This is a genomic window from Streptomyces sp. NPDC048018 (assembly GCF_043202995.1).
Taxonomy (GTDB): domain Bacteria; phylum Actinomycetota; class Actinomycetes; order Streptomycetales; family Streptomycetaceae; genus Streptomyces.
In genome coordinates this window covers 1,270,354-1,296,796 of sequence record NZ_JBIDBK010000001.1, presented here as the reverse complement: position 1 = coordinate 1,296,796, position 26,443 = coordinate 1,270,354, and the positions used below count along the sequence as shown (strand labels likewise).

The 26,443-nt window shown below is 73.3% G+C and carries 17 protein-coding genes; 10 read left to right on the top strand and 7 right to left on the bottom strand.

The features are described 5' to 3' along the window. A partial coding sequence (locus tag ACGF1Z_RS05810; RefSeq protein ID WP_393000239.1) for an SDR family NAD(P)-dependent oxidoreductase occupies positions 1–8,519 on the bottom strand: 8,519 nt, incomplete at its 3' end. Positions 8,520–9,003: 484 nt separating this feature from the next. After that, positions 9,004–9,735, bottom strand: a complete 732-nt coding sequence (locus tag ACGF1Z_RS05805; RefSeq protein WP_393000237.1) for an SDR family oxidoreductase — start codon at positions 9,733–9,735, stop codon at positions 9,004–9,006. A gap of 95 nt (positions 9,736–9,830) precedes the next feature. Here ACGF1Z_RS05805 and ACGF1Z_RS05800 point away from each other — a divergent pair, with 95 nt between their 5' ends. Next, positions 9,831–10,682, top strand: coding sequence for a LysR family transcriptional regulator (locus tag ACGF1Z_RS05800; RefSeq protein ID WP_393000235.1), 852 nt, complete (start codon positions 9,831–9,833; stop codon positions 10,680–10,682). Between the two features lie 151 nt (positions 10,683–10,833). Here the strand turns inward: ACGF1Z_RS05800 and ACGF1Z_RS05795 are convergent, their stop codons facing one another. Next, positions 10,834–13,596 carry an AAA family ATPase gene (locus tag ACGF1Z_RS05795; RefSeq protein WP_393000233.1) on the bottom strand — a complete coding sequence of 921 codons (2,763 nt, stop codon included), beginning with the start codon at positions 13,594–13,596 and terminating at the stop codon, positions 10,834–10,836. Positions 13,597–14,223: 627 nt separating this feature from the next. Here ACGF1Z_RS05795 and ACGF1Z_RS05790 point away from each other — a divergent pair. Beyond that, positions 14,224–15,756 carry an NCS1 family nucleobase:cation symporter-1 gene (locus ACGF1Z_RS05790; RefSeq protein WP_393000231.1) on the top strand — a complete coding sequence of 511 codons (1,533 nt, stop codon included), beginning with the start codon at positions 14,224–14,226 and terminating at the stop codon, positions 15,754–15,756. A 175-nt stretch (positions 15,757–15,931) separates the two neighbouring features. After that, a complete protein-coding gene (locus ACGF1Z_RS05785) occupies positions 15,932–16,528 on the top strand; it encodes a class I SAM-dependent methyltransferase (RefSeq protein ID WP_393000229.1) in 597 nt (198 codons plus the stop codon). A 10-nt stretch (positions 16,529–16,538) separates the two neighbouring features. On the opposite strand, the gene ACGF1Z_RS05780 is transcribed toward ACGF1Z_RS05785, so the two are convergent. After that, a complete protein-coding gene (locus ACGF1Z_RS05780) occupies positions 16,539–16,898 on the bottom strand; it encodes a hypothetical protein (protein WP_393000227.1) in 360 nt (119 codons plus the stop codon). A gap of 51 nt (positions 16,899–16,949) precedes the next feature. Here ACGF1Z_RS05780 and ACGF1Z_RS05775 point away from each other — a divergent pair, with 51 nt between their 5' ends. Genes ACGF1Z_RS05775 through ACGF1Z_RS05765 form a run of 3 tightly spaced genes read left to right on the top strand, consistent with a single transcriptional unit; the run spans position 16,950 to position 19,869 of the window. Continuing rightward, on the top strand, positions 16,950–17,855 hold the full coding sequence (locus ACGF1Z_RS05775; RefSeq protein WP_393000225.1) for an inositol monophosphatase family protein: 906 nt from the start codon (positions 16,950–16,952) through the stop codon (positions 17,853–17,855). Positions 17,856–17,869: 14 nt separating this feature from the next. Beyond that, complete coding sequence (locus ACGF1Z_RS05770) at positions 17,870–19,294, top strand: phytoene desaturase family protein (RefSeq protein WP_393000223.1); 1,425 nt, start codon at positions 17,870–17,872, stop codon at positions 19,292–19,294. Between the two features lie 47 nt (positions 19,295–19,341). Further along, positions 19,342–19,869 carry an O-acetyl-ADP-ribose deacetylase gene (locus tag ACGF1Z_RS05765; RefSeq protein WP_393000221.1) on the top strand — a complete coding sequence of 176 codons (528 nt, stop codon included), beginning with the start codon at positions 19,342–19,344 and terminating at the stop codon, positions 19,867–19,869. A gap of 299 nt (positions 19,870–20,168) precedes the next feature. Here the strand turns inward: ACGF1Z_RS05765 and ACGF1Z_RS05760 are convergent, their stop codons facing one another. Continuing rightward, on the bottom strand, positions 20,169–20,960 hold the full coding sequence (locus ACGF1Z_RS05760) for a helix-turn-helix domain-containing protein (protein ID WP_393000219.1): 792 nt from the start codon (positions 20,958–20,960) through the stop codon (positions 20,169–20,171). Between the two features lie 139 nt (positions 20,961–21,099). Between ACGF1Z_RS05760 and ACGF1Z_RS05755 the strand changes: the two genes are divergently transcribed. The 3 genes from ACGF1Z_RS05755 to ACGF1Z_RS05745 all read left to right on the top strand — a co-directional run bounded on the left by ACGF1Z_RS05755 (position 21,100) and on the right by ACGF1Z_RS05745 (position 24,293). After that, entirely contained in the window at positions 21,100–22,185 is a 1,086-nt protein-coding gene (locus ACGF1Z_RS05755) for a helix-turn-helix transcriptional regulator (RefSeq protein ID WP_393000217.1), read from the top strand. Between the two features lie 123 nt (positions 22,186–22,308). After that, the gene (locus ACGF1Z_RS05750) at positions 22,309–23,784 is read left to right on the top strand and encodes an AlkA N-terminal domain-containing protein (protein WP_393000215.1); all 1,476 of its coding nucleotides are present in this window, start codon (positions 22,309–22,311) and stop codon (positions 23,782–23,784) included. 11 nt (positions 23,785–23,795) lie between these two features. Further along, positions 23,796–24,293, top strand: a complete 498-nt coding sequence (locus ACGF1Z_RS05745) for a methylated-DNA--[protein]-cysteine S-methyltransferase (RefSeq protein WP_393000213.1) — start codon at positions 23,796–23,798, stop codon at positions 24,291–24,293. 32 nt (positions 24,294–24,325) lie between these two features. Here the strand turns inward: ACGF1Z_RS05745 and ACGF1Z_RS05740 are convergent, their stop codons facing one another. Then, positions 24,326–25,042: an NAD-dependent deacetylase gene (locus ACGF1Z_RS05740; protein ID WP_393000211.1), complete on the bottom strand. Its 717-nt coding sequence runs from the start codon at positions 25,040–25,042 to the stop codon at positions 24,326–24,328. Positions 25,043–25,106: 64 nt separating this feature from the next. Here ACGF1Z_RS05740 and ACGF1Z_RS05735 point away from each other — a divergent pair, with 64 nt between their 5' ends. Next, complete coding sequence (locus tag ACGF1Z_RS05735) at positions 25,107–25,310, top strand: DUF2191 domain-containing protein (RefSeq protein WP_393000209.1); 204 nt, start codon at positions 25,107–25,109, stop codon at positions 25,308–25,310. 59 nt (positions 25,311–25,369) lie between these two features. Here the strand turns inward: ACGF1Z_RS05735 and ACGF1Z_RS05730 are convergent, their stop codons facing one another. Then, a complete protein-coding gene (locus ACGF1Z_RS05730; RefSeq protein WP_393000207.1) occupies positions 25,370–26,443 on the bottom strand; it encodes an ADP-ribosylglycohydrolase family protein in 1,074 nt (357 codons plus the stop codon).

Below are 26,443 nucleotides of genomic sequence, written 5' to 3'. Positions count from 1 at the left end.
TCGGTGCCGTCGGTGACCAGTTGCCAGAGTTCCTCGGGTGAGGTGACCCCGCCGGGGTAGCGGCAGGCCATCGACACCACCACGATCGGATCGTCGTCGAACCCACGAGCGCGATCACGGCTGCGCTCGGGCACCGGCACCGCCCTCACCTCGGTGGCGCCCGCGCTGATGCCGCGGGTGATGTGCGTGGCGAGGGCGTCGGGTGTGGGGTGGTCGAAGATCAGGGTGGAGGGGAGGCGGAGTCCGGTCTCGCGGTTGAGGCGGTTGCGGAGCTCGACGGCGGTGAGGGAGTCGAAGCCGAGCTGCTTGAAAGCCTGCTCGGTCACCAGGTCGCCGCCCTCGATGTGCAGCACCGCGGCGCACACCCGGGCGACGAGCTCACGGACGGCGGTCGCCCGGTCCAGCTCCGACAGGCGAGCCATGTCCTGCTGCCAGCCCGACGTCCTGCCACCGGCGCCGCCGCGGGACCCGGCAGCCGCACCCCGCCGACGCGTGGGTACCAAGCGATCGAGCACGGGCGGGAGTTCGTCCCTCTGGGCGAGTGCGGTGAGGGTGGCGCGGTCCCAGCGGACGGGCGCGAGGACCGGGGCATCGAGGCCCAGGGCGGCGTCCAGCAGCGCGGCACCGTCCGCGTCGTGGAGCGGGATCATGCCGGCGGCGGCCCAGCGGGCGGTCTCGCCGCTGTCGAGGGTGGCTCCCATGCCCTCGGCCCACAGGCCCCAGGCGAGTGAGGTGGCCGGGAGCCCCTGTGCGTGCCGGTGCTCGGCGAGCGCGTCCAGGAAGGTGTTCGCCGCCGCGTAGTTCGCCTGACCGGCCCAGCCCAGCAGTCCCGCGACCGACGAGTAGAGGACGAAGTGGGTGAGGGGGTGGTGGCGGGTGAGGTCGTGGAGGTGCCAGGCGGTGTCGGCTTTGGTGCGCAGGACGGGGTGGGTGCGGTCGGGGGTGAGGTCGGTGAGGAGGGCGTCGTCGAGGGTGCCGGCGAGGTGGAAGACGGCGGTGAGGGGGTGGTGTGGGGGGATGGTGTCGAGGAGGCGGGCGGTGGTGTCGCGGTCCGTGAGGTCGGTGGCGGTGATGTGGACGGTGGCGCCGAGGGCTTGGAGGTCGGTGGCGAGGCGGTCGGCGCCGGGGGCGGCGGGGCCGCGGCGGCTGGCGAGGAGCAGGTGGCGTACGCCGTGCCGGGTGACGAGGTGGCGGGCGAGCATCGCTCCCAGACCGCCCGTCCCGCCCGTCACCAGGACCGTGCCCTCGGTGAAGTCGGTTGTGGGGGCGCTGATTCGGGGCGTGGTGAGCGTCAGGTGGGGGGTGAGGACGGTGTCGTTGTGGAGGCTGAACTGGGGGATGCGGGCCGTGACGGCATGGCTGAGGTTATGGATGTCCGCGGGAGTGAGGGGGGTGGGCGGAAGGTCGGCGTGGACGATGGCGCCGGGGTTCTCGGTGTGCGCGGTGCGCAGGAGGCCGGTGAGGGCGCTGTGGGGGAGATGGAGGTCACGGTGGTGGGGGCTGGTGGCCGCCGTGGTGAGCACGACGAGGCGGCTGTCGGCGAGGGCGGGAGTGGCGAGCCAGGACTGGAGTGTGGCCAGGACGGCGGCCGTGACCTCGTGCGTGGCACCGATGACGTGGCCGTCCGCGAACCCGTCCCCGTGGCCGTTCTCGTCTCCGGTCGGTGCCTGGTAGAGGACGGTGGTGGGAGCGGTGGCTCCGTCGGCGAGCGCGGCGAGGAGGGCGTCGAGGTCGGGGTGGTGGGTGGTGATGCCCGGCAGCGGGTCGGTGCCGCCGATCTGGACCCAGTCCGACGGCACCCCGGCGGCCGCACTCCCGGCGACCCCTGCCTGAACGACGGGCGTGCCCGTATCGATCGGCGACCAGACCACGGACGACACCGCGACCGGAGCCTTCAGTGCCCGGGGGTCCGCTGTGGCGAGGGTGAGGCCGGTGATGGTGAGGACGGGCGTGCCGCTCTCGGTGTACGCGCGGAGGGAGACGGCGTTGGCGCCGGCGGGGTCCGGGGCGGCGTGGACGAGAAGGGCGTCGACCGGCTCGCCCGTCGGGTGGGCCGTGACGCCGTTGAAGGTGAAGGGCAGGCGCAGGGGGGTGTCGGGTCCGGTGGGCGCGACGAGTGGGTGCAGCGCGGCGTCGAGGAGGGCCGGGTGGATGCCGTAGCCGGTGGGTCGGCCGTGGGTGGTGGGGAGCTTGACCCTGGCCCAGCCGGTCGTGGGCCAGTGGGTGCCGAGGCCCCGGAAGGCGGGGCCGTAGGTGTAACCGTGGTCTGAGAGGACGTCGTAGAAGCCGCTCAGGTCGGCCGGCTCACCCACGTCCTCGGCGGACCACGGGGACGGGTCCGGCGCCGGTGCGGGGGCCACGGTGGTCAGGGTGCCGGTGGCGCGGAGGGTCCATGCGCGGGTGTCGTCGGATCCGTCGGCCGCGCGGGTGTGGATCGTGAAGTGGCGCTGGTCGTCGGTCGGGGTTTCGACGGTGAGTTGTAGCTGGGCGGGGAGGGTGATCGGGGACTGGAGGGTGAGTTCCGCGAGGTGGGGGTGGGCGAGGAGGTCGCCTGCGTGGAGGGCGAGTTCGAGTAGTGCTGTGCCGGGGAGCAGCGTGGTGCCGGCGATGGTGTGGTCGGCGAGCCAGGGGTGGGCGGTCGTGGTGAGGGTGGTGGTGAAGAGGTGTGTGCCGTCGGGGAGTTCGCTGGCCGCGGCGAGTAGCGGGTGGTCGGCGGGGCCCAGGCCGATCTGTGACGCGTCCGTGTGCGGCTCCGGGGCGAGCCAGTAGCGGGAGCGGGTGAACGGGTAGGTGGGCAGCGGCACCGGCGGCCTTCCGGCCGTCGGCCAGCAGAGGCCGCCGGGGGTGGTGGTGTGGAGTACGGCGAGGGCCTCGGTGAACACGCCGGCCTGCTCGCCCCGCGGGTTCTGGGTGGGGATCAGGGCGACGGCGGCGTCCTCGGCGAGTGCTGCCTGGGTGAGGTGGGTGAGGGTGGTGTCGGGTCCGATTTCGAGGTAGGTGGTGACGCCGAGTGTGGTGAGGGTGGTGATGCCGTGGTGGTAATGCACGGCGGTGCGGGCTTGGGTGGCCCAGTGGGCGGGGTCGGTGAGCTGTTCGGTGGTGGCGATCTGCCCGGTGGTGTTGGTGACGATCGGGATGGTGGGGGCGTGGTGGGTCAGGTTCTGGGCGGTGGTGGTGAGTTGGGGGAGGAGGGGGTCGAGGTGGCGTGAGTGGAAGGCGCCGGAGACGGTGAGGGGTCGGTGGGTGATTCCGGCGGTGTCGAGGTCTTGGGTGAGGGTGGTGAGGGCGTGGTGGGTGCCGGCGAGGGTGGTGTGTCGGGGTGAGTTGTGTCCGGCGATATCGATCTCGGGGTGCCGGTCGAGGATGTCGGCCAACTGCCCCTGGTCGACCGTGATGCTGAGCATGCCGGTGTCGGTGGGCAGCCCCTCCATGAGGTGGGCGCGGGTGGTGACGAGGGTGATGGCGTCGTCGAGGGAGAGGGTGCCGGCGACGTGGGCTGCGGTGATCTCGCCGATGGAGTGGCCCATGAGGTAGTCGGGTGCCAGTCCGCGTTCGGTGAGGTAGGTGAAGAGGGCGGTCTCGAAGGCGAAGAGAGCCGGCTGGGTGTAGCGGGTGTGGTGGAGGAGGGCGGCCAGTTCGGTGTGGGGCGCTGCCCACATGACGTCGATCAGCCGGTGGTCGAGGTGACGGTCGAAGCGTCCGGCGATATCGCGCAACAGCTCGTCGAACCGAGGGTGCGCATCCGCGAGGTCGCGTCCCATGCCCGGGTACTGGGCGCCCTGTCCGGTGAAGAGGACGGCGAGTTTGCCGTCGTGGGCGTGTCCGGTGGTGAGGCCCGGGTGGGCTTGCCCGGCGGCCAGAGCCTCGGCCTGGGTGAGGAGTTCGTCTCGGTCGGCTCCGTGCAGGACGGCTCGGTACGCGTGCTGGTGTCGCCGGGCGAGTGAGTCGCCGATGGCACCCGCGGTCACCTCGGGATGAGCGGTGGCGTGGTCGGCCAGGCGCCCTGCCGCACGCGCGAGTTCGTCCTCCGTCCGCGCCGACAGCACCCAGTTGATCGAGGACCGCGAAGACGAACTCCCCGTGATCTGGCAAGCCTTGGCGAAGACCTCCGTCTGTTCGGCGCGCGGGTTCTGCGTCGCGACGCAGGTGAGGGTGTCGCCGGCGAGTGCTGCCTGGGTGAGGTGGGTGAGGGTGGTGTCGGGTCCGATTTCGAGGTAGGTGGTGACCCCGAGTGTGGTGAGGGTGGTGATGCCGTGGTGGTAAAGGACGGCGGTGCGGGCTTGGGTGGCCCAGTGGGCGGGGTCGGTGAGCTGTTCGGTGGTGGCGATCTGCCCCGTGGTGTTGGTGACGATGGGGATGGCGGGAGCGTGGTGGGCCAAGTCCTCGGCGACAGTCGTGAGTTGGGGGAGGAGGGGGTCGAGGTGGCGTGAGTGGAAGGCGCCGGAGACGGTGAGGGGTCGGTGGGTGATTCCGGCGGTGTCGAGGTCTTGGGCGAGGGTGGTGAGGGCGTGGTGGGTGCCGGCGAGGGTGGTGTGGCGGGGTGAGTTGTGTCCGGCGATATCGATCTCGGGGTGCCGGTCGAGGATGTCGGCCAACTGCCCCTGGTCGGCCGTGATGCTGAGCATGCCGGTGTCGGTGGGCAGCCCCTCCATGAGGCGGGAGCGTGCGGCGACGAGGGTGATGGCGTCGTCGAGGGAGAGGGTTCCGGCGACGTGCGCTGCGGTGATCTCGCCGATGGAGTGGCCCATGAGGTAGTCGGGTGCCAGTCCGCGTTCGGTGAGGTAGGTGAAGAGGGCGGTCTCGAAGGCGAAGAGAGCCGGCTGGGTGTAGCGGGTGTGGTCGAGGAGAGCGGCCAGTTCGGTGGCCGGTGCTGCCCACATGACGTCGATCAGCGGGTGGTCGAGGTGACGGTCGAAGCGTCCGGCGATATCGCGCAACAGCTCGTCGAAGCGAGGGTGCGCGTCCGCGAGGTCGCGTCCCATGCCCGGGTACTGGGCGCCCTGTCCGGTGAAGAGGACGGCCAACTTGCCGCCTGTTACCGGCGGTTCCTCGATGATCACGTGCGCGTTGGTGCCGCTGATGCCGAAGGAGGAGACGGCGGCCCGGCGGGGGGTGCCGGTGCCGGGCCAGGGCTGTGCCTCGGTGAGGAGGGCGAGCGGGGTGTCCTCCCAGTCGACATGGGGTGTGGGATCGTCGGCGTGCAGGGTGCCAGGCAGTTGCCGGTGGTGGAGCGCCTGGATCATCTTGATGACGCCGCCGACGCCCGCCGCCGCCTGGGTGTGGCCGATGTTGCTCTTGAGGCTGCCGAGCCATAGCGGTCGGTCGGCGGGGCGCTCGGAGCCGTACGCCTGGTGCAGAGCCTGCGCCTCGATGGGGTCGCCGAGAGTGGTTCCGGTGCCGTGGGCCTCGACGGCGTCGACGTCGTCCGGGCGGAGGCCGGCGGCGGCGAGCGCCTGCCGGATGACCCGCTGCTGTGCGGGACCGTTGGGAGCGGTCAGACCGTTCGAGGCGCCGTCCTGGTTGACGGCGGAACCGCGGACCACGGCCAGCACCGGGTGGTTGTTGCGGCGCGCGTCGGAGAGGCGTTCCAGGAGCAGCAGGCCGGCGCCCTCGGCCCAGCCGGTGCCGTCCGCCTGGGCCGAGAAGGCCTTGCAGCGCCCGTCGGCGGAGAGCCCCCGCTGACGGCTGAACTCCACGAACATGCCGGGCGAGGACATGACCGTGACGCCGCCGGCCAGCACCAGGCCGCACTCGCCCGAACGCAGCGCCTGCACCGCCTGGTGGAGCGCGACCAGCGAGGAGGAGCAGGCCGTGTCCACCGTCACCGCCGGCCCGGACAGGCCGAACGTGTAGGCCACGCGCCCGGAGATGACGCTCGGGGTGACACCCGTGAGAAGGTGCCCTGCCGTGTCGCCCGTGGCGTCCGCGAGCCGCGGCCCGTAGTCGAGCCCGGTCGCGCCCACGAAGACGCCGGTGTCGCTGCCCTGGAGACCAGCCGGGTCGATGCCCGCGCGCTCGAACGCCTCCACGGTCAGCTCCAGCATCAGGCGTTGCTGGGGGTCCATCGACAGGGCTTCGCGGGGGCTGATGCCGAAGTGGGCCGGGTCGAACTCGGCAGCGGCGTGCAGGAATCCGCCGTGGCGGGCGGTGGAGGTGCCGGTGTGCTCGGGATCGGGGTGGTACAGCCGTTCCAGGTCCCAGCCGCGGTCGGCCGGGAAGTCGCCGATGGCGTCCGTGCCGTCGGCGACCAGGCGCCAGAGCTCCTCGGGTGAGGTGACCCCGCCGGGATAGCGGCAGGCCATCGACACCACCACGACCGGGTCGTCCTCGGGATCGCGCAGGGCGGCCGGGGCCGCGCCGTCAGCCGCCCGCACCGACCGCGTGGCTCCGGCGTGCGCTTCGGACAGGTGCCGGGCGAGGGCGTTCGGCGTGGGACGGTCGAAGAGTACGGTGCTGGGCAGTGCGATGCCGGTCTCGGCCTGCACCGCGTCGCGCAGTTCCACCGCCCCGATCGAGTCCAGCCCGAGGTCGCGGAAGGTGAGGTCCGCCGCGACGTCGGCGGGGTCGCCGTGGCCGAGGACGCCCGCCGCCGCCCGGCGTACGACCTCCAGGAGATCCCGTACGGCGCCGCCCGCCGGCGTCGCGGCCCGCCGGGCGGCCGGCGGCCCTGCGGTACCCCCCGAACCTGCCGCGGCGGTGGCCCCCGCACCGACGGGCTCGGCCCCTGGAGTCATCCCGGGCGTCCCCGGCCAGTACCGGGCTCGGTCGAACACGTAGCCGGGGAGCGCCACCCGGGCCGGCCGCGCACCGGCGAACACGGGTGCCCAGTCGACGACTTCGCCCGCCTCGAACCGGTCGACCAGTTCACGTACCTCGGCGGACACCGCGGGGTCTGCCGCTGCGGGCACCCCCCGGGCCAGCGCGACCAGACCGGCGCGCAGCCCCTCGCGGTCCGCCGCGAGCACCACGGCGCGCTGCGCGAAGTCCTCCCGGGTCGTCGCCAGGGAGAAGGCGACGGCCGGCAGGTCGAGGTCGTCGGACTCCAGGGCGGAGTGCAGACGTTCGGCCTGGGCGCGCAGGGCGGCCTCCGTACGTCCCGAGAGGGGGAACGGAAGCACGGACGGAAGCGTGATCGGAGACACCGGCGGAGGCGCCGCGGAAGCCGTCGACGCCGGCGCCCCGGCGGTCGCTGCCTCCGCGCGGGCGGCGGGGGCCGGGGCCTCGCTCAGCACCAGGTGACAGTTGGTGCCGCCCATGCCGAAGGAGCTCACCCCGGCGACCAGCGGGCCGTCCGGCGACGGCCAGGCGGTGAGGGACTGCTGAACCCGCAGGCCGAGGGCGTCGAGGTCGATCGCCGGGTTCGGTGTCGCGTAGTTCAGGCTGGGCGGGAGCTGCCGGTTGCGGATGCTCAGCACCGTCTTGATGAGCCCGGCGATGCCGGCGGCACCCTCCAGGTGGCCGATGTTCGTCTTGACCGAGCCGACGAGCAGCGGTCTCCCGCGTGCGCCCGTGCCGAACGCCGTACCCAGCGCGCTCGCCTCGACGGGGTCGCCGACCCGGGTGCCCGTACCGTGCAGTTCGACGTACTGCACCTCGTCCGCGGACACGGTGGCGGACGCGTAGGCGCGGCGCAGCACGGCGGCCTGTGCGTCCGGGCTGGGGACCGTCAGCCCTTCCGTCGCGCCGTCGTTGTTGACCGCGCCGCCGCGGATCACGGCATGGACGCGGTCCCCGTCGGCGAGGGCGTCGGACAGCCGCTTGAGCAGGACGACACCACCGCCCTCACCGCGGACGAAACCGTTGGCGCGCGCGTCGAAGGTGTAGCACCGGCCGTCCGGCGAGAGGCCGCCGAAGGACTCGACGGCCGTATCGGTGGCGGGGTCGAGCAGCAGGTTAACACCACCCGCCACGGCCAGCTCGGCCGCGCCGGCGCGCAGACTGTCACAGGCCAGCTGGACGGCCACGAGCGACGAGGCCTGGGCCGCGTCGACGACCATGCTCGGGCCCTGCAGGCCCAGCGCGTACGAGACGCGGTTGGCGATGAGGCCCCGCCGGGTGCCGGCCAGGGTGTGGCGGGTGACGGACCCGGGGGCGACACGGTGGACGAGGGCGGCGAAGTCGTCGGCGAACGATCCGATGAAGACGCCGGTGGAGGTGTCGCGCAGATCGCCAGGGCGGACGGCGGCGTCCTCGAGGACCTGCCAGCTCAGTTCGAGGACCAGCCGCTGCTGGGGGTCCATCGTGACGGCTTCCCGGGGGGAGATGCCGAAGAACGCCGGGTCGAAGGTGTCGACGGAGTCCAGGAAGCCGCCGTGACGCGCGGGGCCGTCCTCGGGCGGCTCCGTGACTCCGGCGAGTCGGGCACGGCCGGCCGGCAGGGTGGCGACGGCGTTTCCGCCGGTGCTGAGGAGCCTCCAGAAGGAGGCCAGGTCGGGAGCGCCCGGGAAGCGGCACGCCATACCGATGATGGCGATGTCGGCCGGTGCGGACTGCGTGGCGTGGGTGTGCTGTGGCTCCATGGCGCCTGGCGGCCTTCCTGCGCGGAATCCGGCCGGCTGGACCTGGCGCCTGCGGGTCACGGCGCTCTCGGACTGCCCTGCCCGATGGACGAGTGTCGTGCCGAGTTCAGGCCCGATCCTGGTAGAAGGCCTGCCGCGGTCACCACCCGTAGGCACCCCTAGACGCAGGCCCCCGAGGTGTGGAGGCGCCCTGGCGGCGGGGCGGCAACAGGCCTCGGTCCGGGTCCCGGCCCACGCGCGGTGGCGCGCCCAGACCCGGCGGGCGGTGGAGAGTCGGCCGCGCGCCAGGGGTGCTTCGGCGCCGGGCCGCCCGGCGCCCGGGACACGCGGCCCCCACTCCGTGGACGCGGTCACACGCGCCCGGTCCCCGCGCCCCGAGCGAAGGGCCCGGTCCCCGCGCCCCGAGCGATGCGCCCGATCCATCAACCTGTCCGCGGTGCGCGGGCGTCGGCCTCAACCCGCGAGCGGGCCCGCGCGCCGTGCGTCACCAGGGCACGGCGCCGGCGTCGTCGAAGAACCGGCCGGTCGGGCCGTCGTCGGGCAGGGTCGCCAGCTTGACGGCGATCGCCGCGCCCTGCGCGGGGGTACGCACGCCCTGGAAGCCGTTGAGGTCGGTCGCGACGTAGCCGGGGCAGCCGACGTTGATCAGGATGTTGGTGCCGCTCAGCTCCCGCGCGTACTGGAGGGTGACGGCGTTCAGGAGCGTCTTCGACGGCGCGTACGCCACGGACACGGGACCCGTCGTCTGCTCCGCGCCGGGTCCCGACTGCCGGGTGAGTGAGCCGACGCTGCTGGAGACGTTGACGATCCGCGGCGAGGCGGAGCGCCGCAGCAGCGGCAGCATCACGTTGGTGACGCGGATGACGCCGAGCACGTTGGTCTCCATGACCGCTCGGACGGTGTCGAGGTCGACGCGGGTGGGCTCCTGCGGCATGCCGCCCGCGATGGCGGCGTTGTTGACGAGCACGTCGAGGCCCCCGGCCCGGTCCTCGACCAGCCGGGCGGCCGCGGTCACGCTCGCGTCGTCGGTCACGTCCAGCGGTACGCCGAAGGCGTCGACGCCTGCCGCGCGCAGTCTCCCCACCGCGTCCTCACAGCGCCGATCGTCGCGCGCGCCGACGCCGACGCTCCAGCCGAGGGCGCCCAGGCCCGCGGCGATCTCGTAGCCGATTCCCTTGTTCGCGCCGGTGACCAGCGCAGTCGTTCGCTCTCGCATGGGGACGATGCTGCCCCCGGTCGCCTGGAGGCGTCCAAGACCGATCGAGTGGGCAGCGATACCGTCAGGGTATGAATGCGGAGTAGCGTGTCCGGATGGAGACCCGGGAGCTGCGCTACTTCGTCGCTGTCGCGGAAGAGCTGCACTTCGGGCGGGCCGCACAGCGGCTCGGGATCGCGCAGCCGCCGCTGTCACGGGCGATCCAGCAGCTCGAACGCCGCCTCGGGGCGGCACTGCTGGACCGCACCAGTCGCAACGTCACGCTGACCGAGGCCGGCTCGGTGCTGCTGGCGGAGGGCCGGGCGGCCCTCGACGCGGTCGACGCCGCCGAACGCCGCACCCGCCGCGCCGCCCTTTCCACGACCGGCCGTCCCGGCCTGGTCCTGGTCACCAAAGCCGGCGCGTCCGGCGAACTGCTGGCGGAACTCCTTGAGGCGTACGCCGCCGAACCCCTCGCCGTTCCCGTCGACGTCCTCCTGTGCGGCCCGGCCGAGCAGGAACGACTCCTGCGCGAGGGCCGGGCCGACGTGGCGCTGCTGCACCGGCCGTTCGACTCGACGGCCGGCCTTCACACCGAAGAGCTCGGCACGGAGGGCCAGGTGGCGGTCCTGCCCGCCGGACATCCGCTCACCGCCCGAAACCATGTGCACCTGGCCGACCTCGCCGGGCTGCCCGGTCTGCCCCTCCCTCGCTGGCCCGGCCCCGACGGCACCTACCCGCCCGGCCCCGGCCCGCAGGTCCGCGACCACGCGCAGTTGCTTCAGCTCGTCGCACTCGGCCGGGCCTGCGCGGTCTCGCCGGAGTCGTGCCGGACCCACCTGCGCGGTGACCTCGCCGCCGTGCCCGTGCTGGACGCGCCGCAGGTCACCACCGTGATCGCCTGGCCGCCGCACAGCCGGTCCAGAGCCGTCGCCGACCTGGTCCGGACCGCGACGCGCCTCCGGTAGTTCCAGCAGGCCCGGCCCGCACCCCCCGCCGCCGGCCGCCCTGCGCTCCGGGAACGCGCCGCGAGCACGGCCCCGGCCCGTTCACCGGGTCGGGAGGACTCGGTGAACGGGCCGGGAGCCGTGCCCGCGGGGCGACGCGCGTAGCGACGGTTCAGGCTGCCGTGACCCGCAGCCTGACAGGCAGGTCCTCGCGGCTTCGGACCTTCATCTTCTTGTAGACCCGGGTGAGATGCTGCTCGACGGTGCTCACGGTCACGAACAGCTCCTGGGCGATCTCCCGGTTGGTGAGTCCGCGCGCGGCCAGCGTGGCCACCCGCTGCTCCGACTTGCTGAGCTTGTCGAAGTCGTGCTCGCTCTTCGCGGGCCACTCGGTGGTCGGCTCCAGCGGAGGGGCGGCCACCATCAGCGCCTCGGGCACCGTGTCGGCGTTGCACACCTTGGCCATGCGGCGTGCCCGCAGGCCCGCGGTGCGTGCCTTGTCCTTGTCGCCGATGGCCCGGTGCGCCGAGCTGAGGTCGGCGAGGCAGCGCACCAGCTCGTAGCGGTCGCCGCTGGCCTGGAGGAGCTGCATGGACTTGTTCAGGATCGTCAGGCGCTCCTTGAAGTCCCGGGTCGCGGCCAGCGCGCGCAGCGCCATGCCCCGGCTGCGGGTGCTGCCGTACCCCCGCATGGCCAGCTGCGCCTCGAGGAGTCCGGCCGCCTTGTCGTTCTGGTTGAGCGACAGCCAGGCCTCGGCCGCGCCGACCCGCCACGGTACGAGCACGGGCGTGTCCATGTTCCACTGCTGCGTCTGCTCGCCGCAGGTCAGGAAGTCCGCCAGCGCCGCGTACGGGCGGCCGCCGGCCAGGTGGTGCCGGCCACGGGCGTAGAGGTAGTGCAGCCCGGAACGGGTCTGGAAGAGCGCGGGAGCGGCCGCCGTCGCGAAGCACTGCGCGGCCTTCTCGTGGTTGCCGATGGAGGTGTGGGCCTCGGCGAGGGTGGCCAGCGCGAGCCATCCGTGGGTGTCGGGGGACCGGTTCGCGGTCTGGGCCAGTGCCGCCGAGCTGTGCTCGACGGCGACGTCGAGTTCACCGCGGCGCAGCGCGATCAGACCGAGCAGGCCGCGGAGTACGGCCGTCCAGCCGGGCAGGTCGCTGTCGGTGGCGCCCATGAGAAAACGATTCGCTGTTCGCTGGGCGGAGTCCAGGGAGGACGAGTAGACGAGGGTCAGCACGGCGGGTACGACGCAGGCGCGGACGGACGCGTCGAAGAGGCTGCCGGTCTGCAGCGACTGCTCGGCCTGGGCCGCGATGTAGGCGTCGCCGTTGCCGGTCAGGACGGAGAGCAGGGACTGGTACGCCTGGAGCCGGGCGCGGACCGCGGGAGAGGCGGAGCCAGTCGGGGCCGGGGCCACCGGCGCCGGTCTCCCGGCCGCGCGCTGCACTCCGGGGAAGCTCGACGCGATCTGCAGTTCGGTCACCTGCATCTCGACGGCGACGTCGGGCCGGTCGACGTCGGCGTGCCGGACGACGCTGTCGATGACCTCCACCGCGTCGTGCACCTGGGCGTTCCAGAGCATGGCCTGGGCGACCGGCAGAGCGGTGTCCGGCGCCATCAGGCCGGTCAGGATCGAGGTCTTCAGCGACTGGTAGCGGGCGACCGCCCCGCCGAGTTCCACCATGGCGCAGATCTCCGCCAGTTGGGCCTTGATCTCGTACCGTGTCGTGTCCTCGGCGCAGGAGGCGTCCGCCAGTTTGAGGCAGCGGATCCCGAGGTCCATCTGCCCGGCGGCGAGCGCGTGGCGGGCCGCGTCGCGCAGCACCGGCAGCCCCCACTCGTCCTTGACGGGACCGGCGGCGAGGAGGTGGAAGGCGATCGCCTCGGGCGGCGCGCCGTGGGCGTGCAGCAGCCGGGCGGCGCGGTGGTGCATCTCGATCACGGTGGCGCTGGGGATGGTGCCCAGGACGATCTCCCGCACCCGTGGGTGCCGGAACGCGCCGCCGAGCAGCAGCCCGCTGGCCTGGAGCCGGCGGAGCGCGGTGCGGATGAGCCCGAGGGGCGCCTCGCACAACTCGCTCAGCTGGTATTCGTCGGAATTCTCGCCGAGCAGCGCGACTCCCTGGGCGACCAGCCGGGCCAGAGTTCCCATGCGGTGCAGGCAAATCTGAACGGCCCGCTGGAAGGCGTCTCCTGCGAACGGACCGCAATCGGAACCCGGAATTTCACTTTCGGGCGTGCCGGACTTTGCCTGGCTGTCCTCCATGAGCGCGGAAATCAGCAGGGGATTTCCGCCGGTGATTTCGTGGTAGTGGCTCGCGAGTGCCGTGTCGATCGGATCCGGATTCGTCTCGGCGATCATCTGGGCGACCGCGTCGGAATTCAGTGGAGCGAGCGAAATGCTGGTCACGCGGGGCTCGTAGAGCATTTCCTGGAGAATGGGCGAGGTGGCCTCGACGGTGGGATCCCAGGAGACGAATACCGAGAGGGGGAGTGCGAGCGGTCCGATGCGTGCCGTGAGGTGGCGCAGGCATCGGATGGAGAGCGGGTCGGCGTGGTGGATGTCGTCCACGACGAGGATGACGGGGCCGCGCTTGGTCAGGGCGGCGACCGCGGACTGCGCGAGCTGTGCGACGTACGGCCAGGGCGATGTGTGACTTTGGGGGCCGTGCCCGTTCAGGGGCGATTCGGGGTTTGTCTGGACTAAGAGTTGCTGGATGACGGAGAAGGGCTCGTCGCGCTCCTCCGGCAGGGCGCAGGTGCTGTAGACCGCGGCGCCCGCCGTCCGGCACCGGCCTGCCAGGGCCTGCAGCATGGTGCTCTTGCCGACGCCGGTGGGTCCGTTCACCACGGCCAGTGTGCCCACCCCTGTGCCGACCCGTTCCAGCAGGAGATCGATTTCTGTTCTCGCATTACCGCGACCCAACAGAGTTATCACCAAACCTCGCTTTCACGTTGCGCGGACGGCCCTTCGTGAAGGGGGGGACCCGGCGCGCAATCAGCCTGCCGCTCACGTTTTCCCAGATACCGCGGGATTTGCTGGTCAGATCTGCCGCGTGACTACCGCGTATCCTGTACGCAGCTCTGTCGCGCGGTCAACAACTTTATCGAACATTTGCCCAAACTTGAGCCTTGATCGATCGGGATACCGTCGCCCGTGACAGCGTGGGCGGGCTGGGGAAGTGCCGGTGGCCTGCGGCGATGGTAGTTCTTCGCGCTCCCGCCGCACACGACCGGCGAGACGACTCGTAAGTGAAATCCTCAAATACTCCCGGGGCGGCCTTGCCGTGGCGTTCGCGATGCGAACCCCGGCCCCGCGGTGCAGGCCTCCACGGCCCGGCCGCAAGGGGCCGACCGGCCGGACGGCTTATGTGAGAGACCGTCACTCCGTTTACGCCGCACCGGGATCGATGGCCCGTTCTCCGTCAGGTGGCCGGAATGTGTACGCGAGTCGACGGGTATACCGACGCACGAACACCAAGCGCGTCACGGACAGCCCGCACCCCGCACGGCCCTTCCGCACCGTCCCCCGAACTCCTCCGTCACCGAAGGGGGCACGCCGCCCATGACCACCACCCCCACCGGCAGACCCGGCACGGAGCTCCCCGGCCGCGTCGAGCTCCCGCCCGGCACGGCCGGGGCCGATCCGCGCTTCGTCAACGACGACCTCCTGCCCGTCCCCCTGGCCGAACGCCGCTGGACCACCTACAACTTCGCCGCCCTCTGGGTCGGCATGGCCCACAACATCCCCTCCTGGCTGCTCGCCTCCGGTCTCGTCGCCCTCGGCATGGACTGGCTGCAGGCCGTCCTCACCATCGCCCTCGCCAACGTCGTCGTGCTGCTGCCGATGCTGCTCACCGGGCACGCGGGACCCAAGTACGGGATCCCCTTCCCCGTCCTCGCCCGCGCCTCCTTCGGTCTGCGCGGCGCCAACCTGCCGGCCCTCGTCCGGGCCGCGGTCGCCTGCGCCTGGTTCGGCATCCAGACCTGGATCGGCGGTCAGGGCGTCTTCGTCCTGCTCGACAGGGCCGTCGGCGGGGACTGGGCGTCGGCGGCGAAGATCGGGGGTCAGCCCTGGACGCTCTGGCTCTGCTTCGTCCTCTTCTGGGCGCTGGAGCTCGCGATCATCCACCGCGGCATGGAGGCCCTCCGCCGCTTCGAGAACTGGGCCGCCCCCTTCGTCATCGTCGGCGCCCTCGCCCTGCTGGTCTGGATCGCGGTCAAGGCGGGGGGCCTCGGCCCCCTCCTCGACCAGCCGTCCGAACTCGGCTGGGGAGCGGACTTCTGGAGGGTCTTCTTCCCCTCCCTCATGGGCATGATCGCCTTCTGGGCGACCCTCAGCCTCAACATCCCCGACTTCACCCGCTTCGGAGCGGGCCAGCGCGCCCAGGTCTGGGGCCAGACACTCGGGCTGCCGACCACCATGACCCTCTTCGCGCTGCTCTCCGTGCTGGTCACGTCCGGATCGCAGGCCGTCTACGGGGCGCCCGTCTGGGACCCGGTCGCGCTCGCCGCCAAGACCGACAACGTCTTCGGGCTGCTCTTCGCCCTGGTGACCGTCCTCGTGGCCACCCTGTCGGTCAACATCGCCGCGAACGTCGTCTCACCCGCGTACGACCTCGCCAACCTCGCCCCGAAGCGCGTCGACTTCCGCAGGGGCGCGCTGATCACCGGCGTCGTCGGCGTCCTCATCATGCCGTGGAAGCTCACCTCCACCCCCGAGCTGTACATCTTCACCTGGCTCGGACTCGTCGGCGGCCTGCTCGGCACGGTCGCCGGCATTCTCATCGCCGACTACTGGCTGGTCCGCCGCACCGTGCTCGACCTCGGCGGCCTCTACCGCCCCGACGGCCCCTACTGGTACCGGGGCGGCTGGAACCCCGCCGCCGTCCTCGCCTTCGGCGTCGGCGGCGTCCTGGCGATCGGCGGTTCCCACTCGGCACCCGGCACCGGACCGTTCCCCGAGGACGGCCTGATCCCCTTCCTCAAGCCCCTCGCCGACTACGGCTGGGCGGTCGGTCTCGCCGCCTCGCTGCTCCTCTACACCGGGCTGATGACCCGGCGCCGCGCCCGCGGCCAGGAGGGCGTCGCGGAGTGACACACACGACACTCCGATCTTTACCCGTCCGTCTCCATGACATAGCCTCGGCGGACACACCACCTGGGTAGCGTGTGATCCACCCCACGGTCATGTGTCGCCGCATGTCCCGCTCGCAATCCGCCCCCCACGGTGTCGTTCTCCGTTCACACAGAGCAACAGAAGGCGGTCGTCGATGTCCGGCACGGAATCCTCCGACTACACCCAGCGGCTCGCGAGGCTGGAGAACTCGGGGATCAAGCGACTGCTGCCCACCCAGGCGCCGTACCGGTGGAATCTGAAGCGCCTGGGCCTGGGTCGCGTGCTGGACGTCGGCTGCGGCATCGGCCGCAATCTGCTCAACTGCGGGCCCGACAGCGTGGGCGTCGACCACAACGCGACCTCCGTCGCCACCTGTCGTGAGCGCGGCCTCAACGCCTACACACCCGACGAGCTGGCCGGGGCGCCGGACTGCGGCCCGGGCTCCTTCGACAGCCTGCTGTGCGCGCACGTCCTGGAGCACATGGACGAGTCCCTGGGCAACACGATCCTGGAGCAGTACCTGCCGCTGGTGAAGCCCGGCGGATCGGTCGTCCTGATCTGCCCGCAGGAGGCCGGCTACAAGACGGACGCCACCCACGTGCGCTTCGTCGACTTCGACGGACTGCGCGCGCACGCCGAGAAGACCGGCCTCACGGTCGAGCGCACCTACTCCTTCCCGTTCGCCCGCTCCCTCGGGAAGGCCTTCCCGTACAACGAGTTCGTCCTCGTCGCCCGCACCCCCGCCGCCTGACCCGCACCGGTCAGGGCAGGGGGTCCGGAGCCCAGCCGGGCACCTGCGCCGCCGCGGAGCGCTCCCAGGCGGTCACACCCCCGGCGACCGCCCGGGCCCGGGTGATCCGCGGGACGGCCCCGAGCTCCCGCAGGGTCTCCGCGAGCCTGCGGCCCGCCGCCACCGCCGCAGCCGGACCGCCGTGAGCGGCCGTCCGCCACTCGTACTCCCCGACCGGACCGGCGGCGTACCACGCGACGCGCGCGGTGAGCCGGGCGGGCGCGGCGACCAGGTGGCCGGGACGCCGTACGCGCTGTCGGTCCTCGACGGCGGCCGCACCGAGACCCGCACGGCGCACTCGCGGCCCGCGGGTCGCCCACCGGTTGTCCACAGGTCTCCGCGGGGACCTCTGGATGTCAGACGCGTGTGGTGGGATGGATGCATGACGGAACGACGAACGACCGGAGACACAGACTTCCTCGCCCACGTCCTCGCCGGCGGAACCACGGAGGTGGAGGAGGCGGTGCGCAAGGCCGCCGCCGCCGAGATCATGCCCCGCTTCCGGCAGCTCGGCGCCGACGACATCGTCGAGAAGAACGGGCCCCACGATCTCGTCACCGTCGCCGACCGGGCCGCCGAGGCCCACCTCACCGCCTCCCTCACCGCCCTGCTGCCCGGCTCCGTGGTCGTCGGCGAGGAGGCCGTGCACGCCGATCCCACCGTGTACGAGGCCCTGAAGGGCGACGCCCCGGTGTGGATCGTCGACCCGGTCGACGGCACCCGCCAGTTCGTGCAGGGCGAGTCCGGCTTCTGCACCCTCGTGGCCCTCGCCCGCCGCGGCGAGCTGCTCGCCTCCTGGACCTACGCCCCCGCCCTCGACGAGCTCGCGGTCGCGGTGCGCGGCCGCGGCGCCACGCTGAACGGCACGCCGATACGGTCGGGCGCGCCCGCCCCCGGAGCGGTCCTGACGGTGGCCACCTCCCACCCCGACTACACCACCCCGGACCAGAAGCGCGCCCTGCTCGGACTGCGCACCGAAGGCGTCGCGCCCCGCCCCTGCGGCTCGGCCGGCCTCGAATACCTCGCGATCGCCCGTGGCGCGCTCGACGCCGTCGCCTTCTCCTGGGAGTACGCCTGGGACCACGCGGCCGGTCTGCTCCTCGTCACGGAGGCCGGCGGCGCGGATCTGACCCTCGGCGGCGAGCCCTTCCGCATCACCGGGGGCAACGCCCTGCCGTTCACCGCGGCCCGCGACGCGGCCACCGCTGCGCGGGTCCGGTCCCTGCTGGGGGGCGGACAAGTGCCTTACGGGGCCGGGAATATGCTGGGATCCCCGGCCGTCGGCTGACGAAGGAGTCCAAGGTGCCGTCGATGCTTGATGCCGTCGTCGTGGGGGCGGGACCCAACGGACTGACCGCCGCCGTGGAGCTGGCCCGGCGGGGATTCTCCGTGGCCGTGTTCGAGGCGAAGCCCACGATCGGCGGCGGCGCCCGCACCGAGGAACTCACCCTGCCGGGCTTCCGGCACGACCCCTGCTCCGCCGTGCACCCGCTGGGCGTCAACTCGCCCGTGTTCCGCACCATGCCGCTGGAGCGCCACGGCCTGGAGTGGCTGCACCCGCGGCTGCCCATGGCCCACCCCTGGGCCGACGGCACCGCGGCCGTGCTGTCCCGGTCGGTCGCGGAGACCGCGGCGTCCTTCGGGCCCCGGGACGCGGGCGCCTACCGGCGCCTGGTGACGCCGTTCCTGCCCCGCTGGGAGACCCTGGTCCGGGACTTCATGCAGATGCCGCTCACCGCGCTGCCCCGCGACCCGGTCACCCTGGCCCGCTTCGGCCTCGCCGGGCTCCAGCCGTCCACGTGGCTGATGCGCCGCTTCCGCGACGAGAAGGCACGCGCCCTGTTCGCCGGGCTGGTCGGCCACGTCATCGCCCCGCTCGACGGCTTCGCCACCAGCGCCGTCGGCCTGGTCTTCGCGCTCGCCGCGCACGCGGCCGGCTGGCCGATGCCCCGGGGCGGCTCCCAGTCGATCTCCGACGCCCTCGCCGGGTATCTGAAGGAGCTCGGCGGCGCCGTCCACACCGACTTCGAGGTCAAGCGCCTGGACGACCTGCCGCCGGCCCGCGCCTACGTCTTCGACACCTCGCCCACGGCCCTCGCCCGGATCGCCGGCCTCGGCTCCGCCTATGACGCCTACCGCTACGGCGCCAGCGTCTTCAAGATCGACTACGCCCTGTCCGGCCCCGTGCCGTGGACCTCCGAGGCCGCCCGCCGTGCCGGCACCGTCCAGATCGGCCCCACCGCGGGCGACATCGACAGCGCGCTGCGCCAGGCCTCCTCCGGCAGCGCCCCCGACCAGCCGTTCCTCATCACCGCCCAGCCCAGCATCGTCGATCCCGGCCGCGCCCCCGAGGGCAAGCACGTCTTCTGGGCCTACGGCCATGTCCCGAACGGCTGGCGCGGCGACCTCACCGATGCCATGGAGCGCCAGATCGAGCGCTTCGCACCCGGATTCCGCGACCTGATCCTCGCCCGGGCCACCGCGGGCCCGCCCGAGCTCGCCGCCCGCAACGCCAACTACGTCGGCGGCGACATCGCCTGTGGCGCCGCGCGCGGTCTCCAGCTGATCCTCCGCCCCAAACTCTCCCTCTTCCCGTACTCGACGGCGCACCCCGCGGTCTTCCTGTGCTCCTCCGCCACCCCGCCGGGCCCCGGCGTGCACGGCATGTCCGGACACAACGCCGCGAAGGCCGTGTGGCGCCGGCTGCGCACTCCCGGCGTGGCCTGAGCCGGCGGAATCCGGACGTCCGAGGCGGACGGCGGCAGGATGGAGGCATGAGCACCCGACCCGAGATCGTCCTCGTCCGCGGCGACATCACCGAGCAGGACGCCGACGTCATCGTCAACGCCGCCAACTCCTCGCTCCTCGGCGGCGGCGGAGTCGACGGCGCCATCCACCGCAAGGGCGGGCCCGCGATCCTCGCCGCCTGCCGGGAGCTGCGCGCCGGACACTACGGCGGCGGTCTGCAGACCGGACGGGCCGTCGCCACCACCGCCGGGAACCTCGCCGCGCGCTGGGTCGTCCACACCGTCGGCCCGGTCCACAGCCGTGAGGAGGACCGCTCGGAACTCCTCGCCTCCTGCTACCGGGAGTCCCTGCGGGTGGCCGACGAACTCGGCGCCCGTACCGTCGCGTTCCCGGCCGTCTCCACGGGGATCTACGGCTGGCCGATGGACGACGGCGCCCGCATCGCCGTCGAGACCGTCCGCGCGGCCCGCCCCGCCTCGGTGACGGAGGTCCGCTTCGTCCTCTTCGACGAGCGGGCGTACGACAGCTTCGCCGAGCGCCTCCGGCCCGTATGACCCGGCCGCCCCCGAGGCCCGGCCCACGACGCCCGCCATCCGGACCGGTCCGGTCACCCGGACCTCATCCGCCCCCGGCCCGATTCCCCGGGACCGCTCGATTCCCCTGGACCGCCCGGGCCCCTGAACCGCTCCCGGCCCCTGGACTGTCTCCGGCCACCCCCGGACTGTCTCCGGCCACCCCCGGACCGGCTCACGGCCACCCCGGACCGCTTCCGCCGCCCAGGTCCGGGGCAACCTCCCGCCCCGGACCGCTTCCGGCCCCAGAGCCGGTTCGAACTTCCGCCCCCCGGACCGGCTCACGGCCACCCCGGACCGCTTCCGCCGCTCAGCGCCGGTTCGACCTTCCGCCCCCGGACCGCTTCCGCCCCCAGGCGGTTGCCCCTCCGGTTCGCCGACGCGGCGGCCGGCAAGGTCCGTTCGCCCGCGGTCGACCGGGCGAGACCGGCCGCCACGGACGCCGCCGCCGAGGAGGCCGCGGCGACCAGCGCGGCGGCGCTCCCCTCGGCGGGTGCCATCGCGGCGAGTGCGGCCACCACCCGGCGGTCCGGCCCCCTTACCGGCAGCGCCACGCAGAGAAGGCCGGCCGCCGGCGCGTCCCGGTCCACGAAGGGCCCGGGCTCCCGGCCCACGAGCGGCCGCCCGGGCGCCGAGGCCGCAGGGAACGCCATGCCGTCGCGTACCGGCAGGAGCGGCTCCGCGCGCCCCGGGACCGACGCGACCGTCAGCGCGTGATCGTCGCGCAGCACCGTGAGCACCACGCTGGCCCCGGTGGCCGCGCGCAGCCGGTGCAGGGCCGGCCGGGCCGCCGCGGTCAGACCCGGATACGGCTGCCACGACTGCCCGAGCCGGAACAGCTGCGGCCCCAACACGTACCTGCGGCCCCGCCGTTCGACCGCGCCCACCGGGCCGAGCTGGTCGAGCAGCCGGTGTGCGGTGCCCTTCGGAACGCCGCACGCCGCGGCGAGCTCGCTCAGGCCCGCCTCCCCGCCGCGCCGCCGCAGGGCGTCGAGGAGCGCGAACGCGCCCTCGACCACACCCCTGCCGGCAGCCGGCCCTTCCCCCGTGGTGTCCGTTGTTCTGTGCGCCATGGAACGAGTCTGCGAAGCCGCCGGTCACCGCGGTATCCCAGGAATCTGGGGGCTGCGGCGTCCCGGCGGGGTGCCGCCGGCGCACGGCGGCGAGCTGCGCGTTTATCAGACATTCAGCGGGTGGGGGGAGCATGTTCACATGGTCCGCACCACCGACTGGCAGAGCATTCACGGCCGTACCGTCCGGGCCGCCCGGCAGGCGCGGGGTTCCGTCGCGGTCCTGGAGGCGGCGGCCACGACGATCGCCCGGGCCGTCCCCTTCGAACTGTGGGCGGGGGTGCTCCTCGACCCGGTGACCCTCCTCAACGTCGGCGGCTGCTATCGCCACGGCGTCAGCGCCGCGTGGCTGCCCCGCATGCTGGACATCGAGTACCGGGAGGGCGACGCCCTCTCGATGCCCGGTCTCGCACGCCAGGCGCAGCCCGTCGGCACGCTCTCCGCCGCCCTCGGCGGCGAGCTGGAGCGCAGCCTCCGCTACCAGGACATCTACCGCCCGCTCGGCATGGCCGACGAGATGCGGCTGCTGCTGCGCGACGCGGGCCGGGTGTGGGGCGCGCTCGTGCTCACCCGGTCCGCCGACCGCCCGCCGTTCTCCGCCGCCGAGGCCGCGTTCGCCGCCCGGCTGTCCGCCCCGCTGGGGCGCGTGCTGCGGGACGCCCTGACCGAACGGCCCGCGACGCCCGGCATCGAGACCCGGGCGCTCGTCGTGCTCACCGCGGAGTACGAGATCGTCACCCGGTCCGGGACGGCTGCCGCCTGGTGCGCCGAGCTCGCCGAGACCCCCGACTGCGGCACGGGACTGCCGGCCGCCGCGTACGGGGTCGCCGCCGCGGCACTGAACAGCGAGTCGGGCGGCAGCCGGGTGTGCGTGCCGACCCGCTCGGGCGGCTGGGCGGCCATCGAGGGATGGCGCCTGGAGACGGGGGAGCGGCCCCAGGTGGCGCTGTCGATGGGCCCCGCCGCACCGCCGGACCGCATCGCCGCCCTGATGGAGGCCTACGCGCTCACGCCCCGCGAGTGCCAGGTGCTGACCGAGGTGGTCAGCGGTGCGCCCACGTCCGAGATCGCCGGCCGGCTCTGCCTGTCCCCGTTCACCGTGCAGGACCACCTCAAGTCGGTCTTCGCCAAGACCGGGGTGCGCTCGCGCCGCGAGCTAGTGGGGCAGATCTTCTTCCCCCACTACCTGCCCGCCCTGACCCGGCAGGAGGCCGCCGCCGGCGCCTGAAGCCGCCCCCGGCCTGCGGGCCCGGGCCGTAACCGGCGCAGCCGCCGGGCGGGCCGGGGGCCGGTGAACGTCGATGTCGTTTTCTCGCCAGCCGGGTCGCGCCCGAGCGACGATCCTGGAGACATGCACACCGACACCGAGCGCTGCGTGCGGGCCGTACAGTCGAAGGACGCCCGTTTCGACGGCGTGTTCTTCACCGCGGTACGCACCACCCGGATCTACTGCCGGCCGAGCTGCCCGGCCCGGCCGCCCAAGCCCGCGAACATGGAGTTCCACCCCACGGCCGCGTCCTGCCAGCGGGCCGGGTTCCGGGCCTGCAAGCGCTGCCGGCCCGACACGAGCCCCGGCGCCCCCCAGTGGAACGCGCGGGCCGACGCCGTCGCCCGGGCCGTCCGGCTCATCCAGGACGGGGTCGTCGACCGGGAGGGCGTCCCGGGGCTCGCCGGCCGGCTCGGCTATTCGACGCGGCAGATCGAGCGCCAGCTCCTCGCCGAGCTGGGCGCCGGGCCGCTGGCACTCGCCCGGGCCCAGCGGGCCCAGACGGCACGGGTGCTCATCGAGACCACACCCCTGCCGATGGCCGAGATCGCCTTCGCGGCCGGCTTCGCCTCGATCCGCACCTTCAACGACACCGTCCGCGAGGTCTTCGCCCTCGCTCCGGGCGAACTGCGGGCCCGGGTGGACGGTGCACGAGCGACCGTCCCCGCGGCTCCCGGGACGATCACCGTCCGGCTGCCGTTCCGCGCCCCCCTCAACCCCTCCAACCTCTTCGGCCACCTCGCCGCCACCGCCGTCCCGGGCGTGGAGGAATGGCGCGACGGCGCCTACCGGCGCACGCTCGGCCTCCCGTACGGACACGGCGTCGTCGCCCTCACCCCGCGTCCCGACCACGTGCTGTGCCGGCTCTCGCTGACCGACCCGCGCGACCTCACCCACGCCGTCAGCCGCTGCCGCCGGCTGCTCGACCTCGACGCCGATCCCGTCGCCGTCGACGAGCAGCTGCGCACCGACCCGCTGCTCGCGCCGCTCGTCGACGCCGCGCCCGGACGGCGGGTGCCGCGCACCGTGGACGCCGCCGAGTTCGCCGTACGCGCGGTGCTCGGCCAGCAGGTGTCCACGGCCGCCGCCCGCACCCACGCGGCCCGGCTGGTCACCGCCCACGGCGTTCCCGTCGAGGATCCGGAGGGCGGCCTCACCCACCTCTTCCCGACCCCCGACGCGCTCGCCGGACTCGATCCGGAGATCCTCGCGCTGCCCCGCAGCCGCCGTGCCACCCTGCTGACCCTCGTGACCGCGCTCGCCGACGGCAGTCTCGCCCTCGGTCCCGAGAGCGACTGGACCGAGGCCCGCGCCCGGCTGCTCGCCCTGCCCGGTTTCGGCCCCTGGACCACCGAGGTGATCGCCATGCGGGCACTCGGCGACCCCGACGCCTTCCTCCCCGGCGACCTCGGCGTCCGCCGCGCCGCCCAGGGCCTCGGCCTGCCCGCGACCCCCGCCGCGCTCACCGCCCGCGCCGCGCACTGGCGCCCCTGGCGCGCCTACGCCGTCCAGTACCTGTGGGCCACCGACTCCCACCCGGTCAACCACCTCCCCGCGTAAGGAACCCGCTCATGCCCACCGTGCAGCACACGGTCGTGGACAGCCCGTACGACCTGCTGACCCTGGTCGCCGTCGACGGCGTCCTCAGCCGGATGTACATGACCGACCAGCGGCACCGCCCGCCGGAGGAGACCTTCGGCACGCCCGACCCCCGCCCCTTCACGGAGGCCGTGCGTCAGCTCGACGCGTACTTCGCGGGCGAACTCACCGACTTCGACCTGCCGTTGCACCTCGTCGGCACGGAGTTCCAGCTGCGCGTCTGGGAGCAGCTCCGGCTCATCCCGTACGGTGAGACCCGCACCTACGGCGAACTCGCGGAGGCCCTGGGCAGTCCGGGGGCCTCGCGCGCGGTCGGTCTCGCCAACGGCCGGAACCCGGTCACGATCATCGTCCCCTGCCACCGGGTGATCGGCTCGGGCGGCAGCCTCACCGGCTACGGCGGCGGCCTGGACCGCAAGAAGCGCCTGCTCGCCTTCGAGTCGGGCGTGACCCCCGACGCCCTCTTCTAGGGCCCGTGCCGCGGGCCGGCTCCGGGCGGGTCTCAGCGCAGGCGTTCGAGCAGTGCGGGCAGCGCGGTGCCGATCGGCTCGCGGACGATCTCGTCCGCGACCGGGTCGTACGGGGTGGGCTCGGCGTTCACGATGATCAGCCGGGCCCCGTGCTCCGCCGCGATCCCCGCCAGGGAGGCGGCGGGCTGCACCTGCAGGCTGGTCCCCACCGCGATGAACACCTCGGTGGCCTTCGCGATCGACATGGCCTGCCCCAGCACCTGCGGGTCGAGGTTCTGCCCGAACATCACGGTGGCCGTCTTCAGGATTCCGCCGCACTTCCGACAGGCCGGATCGGCCTCGCCGGCCGTCACGCGCTCCAGGACCTCGGCCGCCGGGGACCGGTCGTGGCAGACCGTGCACACCACCGCCCGTGCGGAGCCGTGCAGTTCGAGCACCTTGCGCTCCGGTACTCCGGCCGCCTGGTGCAGCCCGTCCACGTTCTGCGTGATCACCCGCAGCGCGTGGCCGCTCTTCTCGAAGGCGGCCACGGCGTGGTGCGCCGCGTTCGGCCTGGCGCGCAGGACCGGCCCGTCGAGCCGCATCCGCCACGAGCGGCGGCGGATCTCCGGGTCGGCCATGTACGGCCCGTAGGTGACGAGCCGCTCGGCCTCCGGGTCACGCGTCCACACGCCGTCGGGCCCCCGGTAGTCGGGAATGCCCGAGTCCGTGGAGATGCCGGCACCGCTGAGAATCGCCACCATGGTCATGCAGCGAGCGTAGGCGGGCCGGAAGCCCTCCCGCGAGCCGATTACCGGGTGCTACGTTCCCCTCATGGCCAAGGTCAACGTCTCCCTCGACGCCGAACTCGTCGTCGAGGTCATGGTCCTCGCCGGCATCGGCAGCCCCCAGGACGCCGTCGAGGCCGTCGTCCGCGACTACATCGCCCGCGGACACCGCACCGAGGCCCGCACCGCCGCCCGCGACGAACCCCTGCGCACCGGCGGCCTGCTGCCGCCGGAGCCCGAGCAGGGCTGAGCGCCGGCACCGCCCACGCGCCCCGCCACGCCGCCGTACGCCGACGGACCGTCAGTCTGTCACGCCGTCAGTTCCGCCATTCGCACGGTCCGTTCCGCCAGCTCGCTGATCCGCACCCCGTCGAAGCCCGCCACCGCACTGCGGACCCGGTCCTCCAGCGGCTCCGACCACTGGGCCGGGATCGCCGCCGCACCGCACAGCACCCCGGCGACCGAGCCGGCCGTCGCCCCGTTGGAGTCCGTGTCCAGGCCGCCCCGCACCGTGAGCGCGAGGGTGCGGGTGAAGTCCCCTTCCCCGTAGAGGAGTCCGGCGGTCAGCACCGCCGCGTTCGGCACCGTGTGGATCCAGCCGAGCGCACCGGTCTCCTTCGCCAGCTCGGCGAGCGTCTCCGACCACTCCACGCCCGCCTCGTGCAGCGCCATCGTGTGCCGTACGGCCCGGGCGAGCCGGCTGCTCGCCGGGATCCGGTCCAGGGCGGTCGACAGCGCCGATCGCACGTCGGGGGCCGTGAACGCCGCCGCCACCAGCGCCGCCGCCCACATCGCCCCGTACACCCCGTTCCCGGTGTGCGACAGCGCCGCGTCCCGGCGGGCCAGCGAGGCGGCCCGGCGCGGGTCTCCCGGCGAGGTCCAGCCGTAGACGTCCGCCCTGATCAGGGCGCCGATCCACTCCTGGTAGGGATTGTCGTAGGTCGCGGTCAGCGGCGGCTTCAGCCCGTTCGCCAGATTCCGGTAGGCCACCCGCTCCGCGGTGAAGGTCTGGAGGTAGGGCAGCCGCATCAGCCACAGGTCGCCGACCTGCTCGGTGGTGAACGCGAAACCGCGGGTCTCCAGGAGGTGCAGCCCGAGGACGGAGTAGTCGATGTCGTCGTCCCGGCAGCTCCCGTGGATCCGGCCGCGCACGCACTGCGGCCACTCCGGCCGCAGCTCGAAGCCGTCCGCGCCGGCCGCCGGCGGCGGGGGCAGATAGTCCGTCAGCGGCAGGGCGCCGGTCAGCTCCAGATAGGCGTCGATCCGCTCGCGCGTCCAGTGCTCGCCGCACTCGACGGGTTTGCCGAGCATGTTGCCGGCGATCCGCCCCGTCCAGCCGCCCAGGATCCGGTCGGCGAGTTCCCTGTGCTTGAGCAGGCCCAT

Bases quoted from the DNA above. Each gene is read 5' to 3' on its own strand.
- ACGF1Z_RS05805 (WP_393000237.1), bottom strand. From the start codon at position 9,735: ATGCGAGAGCGAACGACTGCGCTGGTCACCGGCGCGAACAAGGGAATC.
- ACGF1Z_RS05800 (WP_393000235.1), top strand. From the start codon at position 9,831: ATGGAGACCCGGGAGCTGCGCTACTTCGTCGCTGTCGCGGAAGAGCTG.
- ACGF1Z_RS05790 (WP_393000231.1), top strand. From the start codon at position 14,224: ATGACCACCACCCCCACCGGCAGACCCGGCACGGAGCTCCCCGGCCGC.
- ACGF1Z_RS05785 (WP_393000229.1), top strand. From the start codon at position 15,932: ATGTCCGGCACGGAATCCTCCGACTACACCCAGCGGCTCGCGAGGCTG.
- ACGF1Z_RS05775 (WP_393000225.1), top strand. From the start codon at position 16,950: ATGACGGAACGACGAACGACCGGAGACACAGACTTCCTCGCCCACGTC.
- ACGF1Z_RS05765 (WP_393000221.1), top strand. From the start codon at position 19,342: ATGAGCACCCGACCCGAGATCGTCCTCGTCCGCGGCGACATCACCGAG.
- ACGF1Z_RS05760 (WP_393000219.1), bottom strand. From the start codon at position 20,960: ATGGCGCACAGAACAACGGACACCACGGGGGAAGGGCCGGCTGCCGGC.
- ACGF1Z_RS05755 (WP_393000217.1), top strand. From the start codon at position 21,100: ATGGTCCGCACCACCGACTGGCAGAGCATTCACGGCCGTACCGTCCGG.
- ACGF1Z_RS05750 (WP_393000215.1), top strand. From the start codon at position 22,309: ATGCACACCGACACCGAGCGCTGCGTGCGGGCCGTACAGTCGAAGGAC.
- ACGF1Z_RS05745 (WP_393000213.1), top strand. From the start codon at position 23,796: ATGCCCACCGTGCAGCACACGGTCGTGGACAGCCCGTACGACCTGCTG.
- ACGF1Z_RS05740 (WP_393000211.1), bottom strand. From the start codon at position 25,042: ATGACCATGGTGGCGATTCTCAGCGGTGCCGGCATCTCCACGGACTCG.
- ACGF1Z_RS05735 (WP_393000209.1), top strand. From the start codon at position 25,107: ATGGCCAAGGTCAACGTCTCCCTCGACGCCGAACTCGTCGTCGAGGTC.
- ACGF1Z_RS05730 (WP_393000207.1), bottom strand. From the start codon at position 26,443: ATGGGCCTGCTCAAGCACAGGGAACTCGCCGACCGGATCCTGGGCGGC.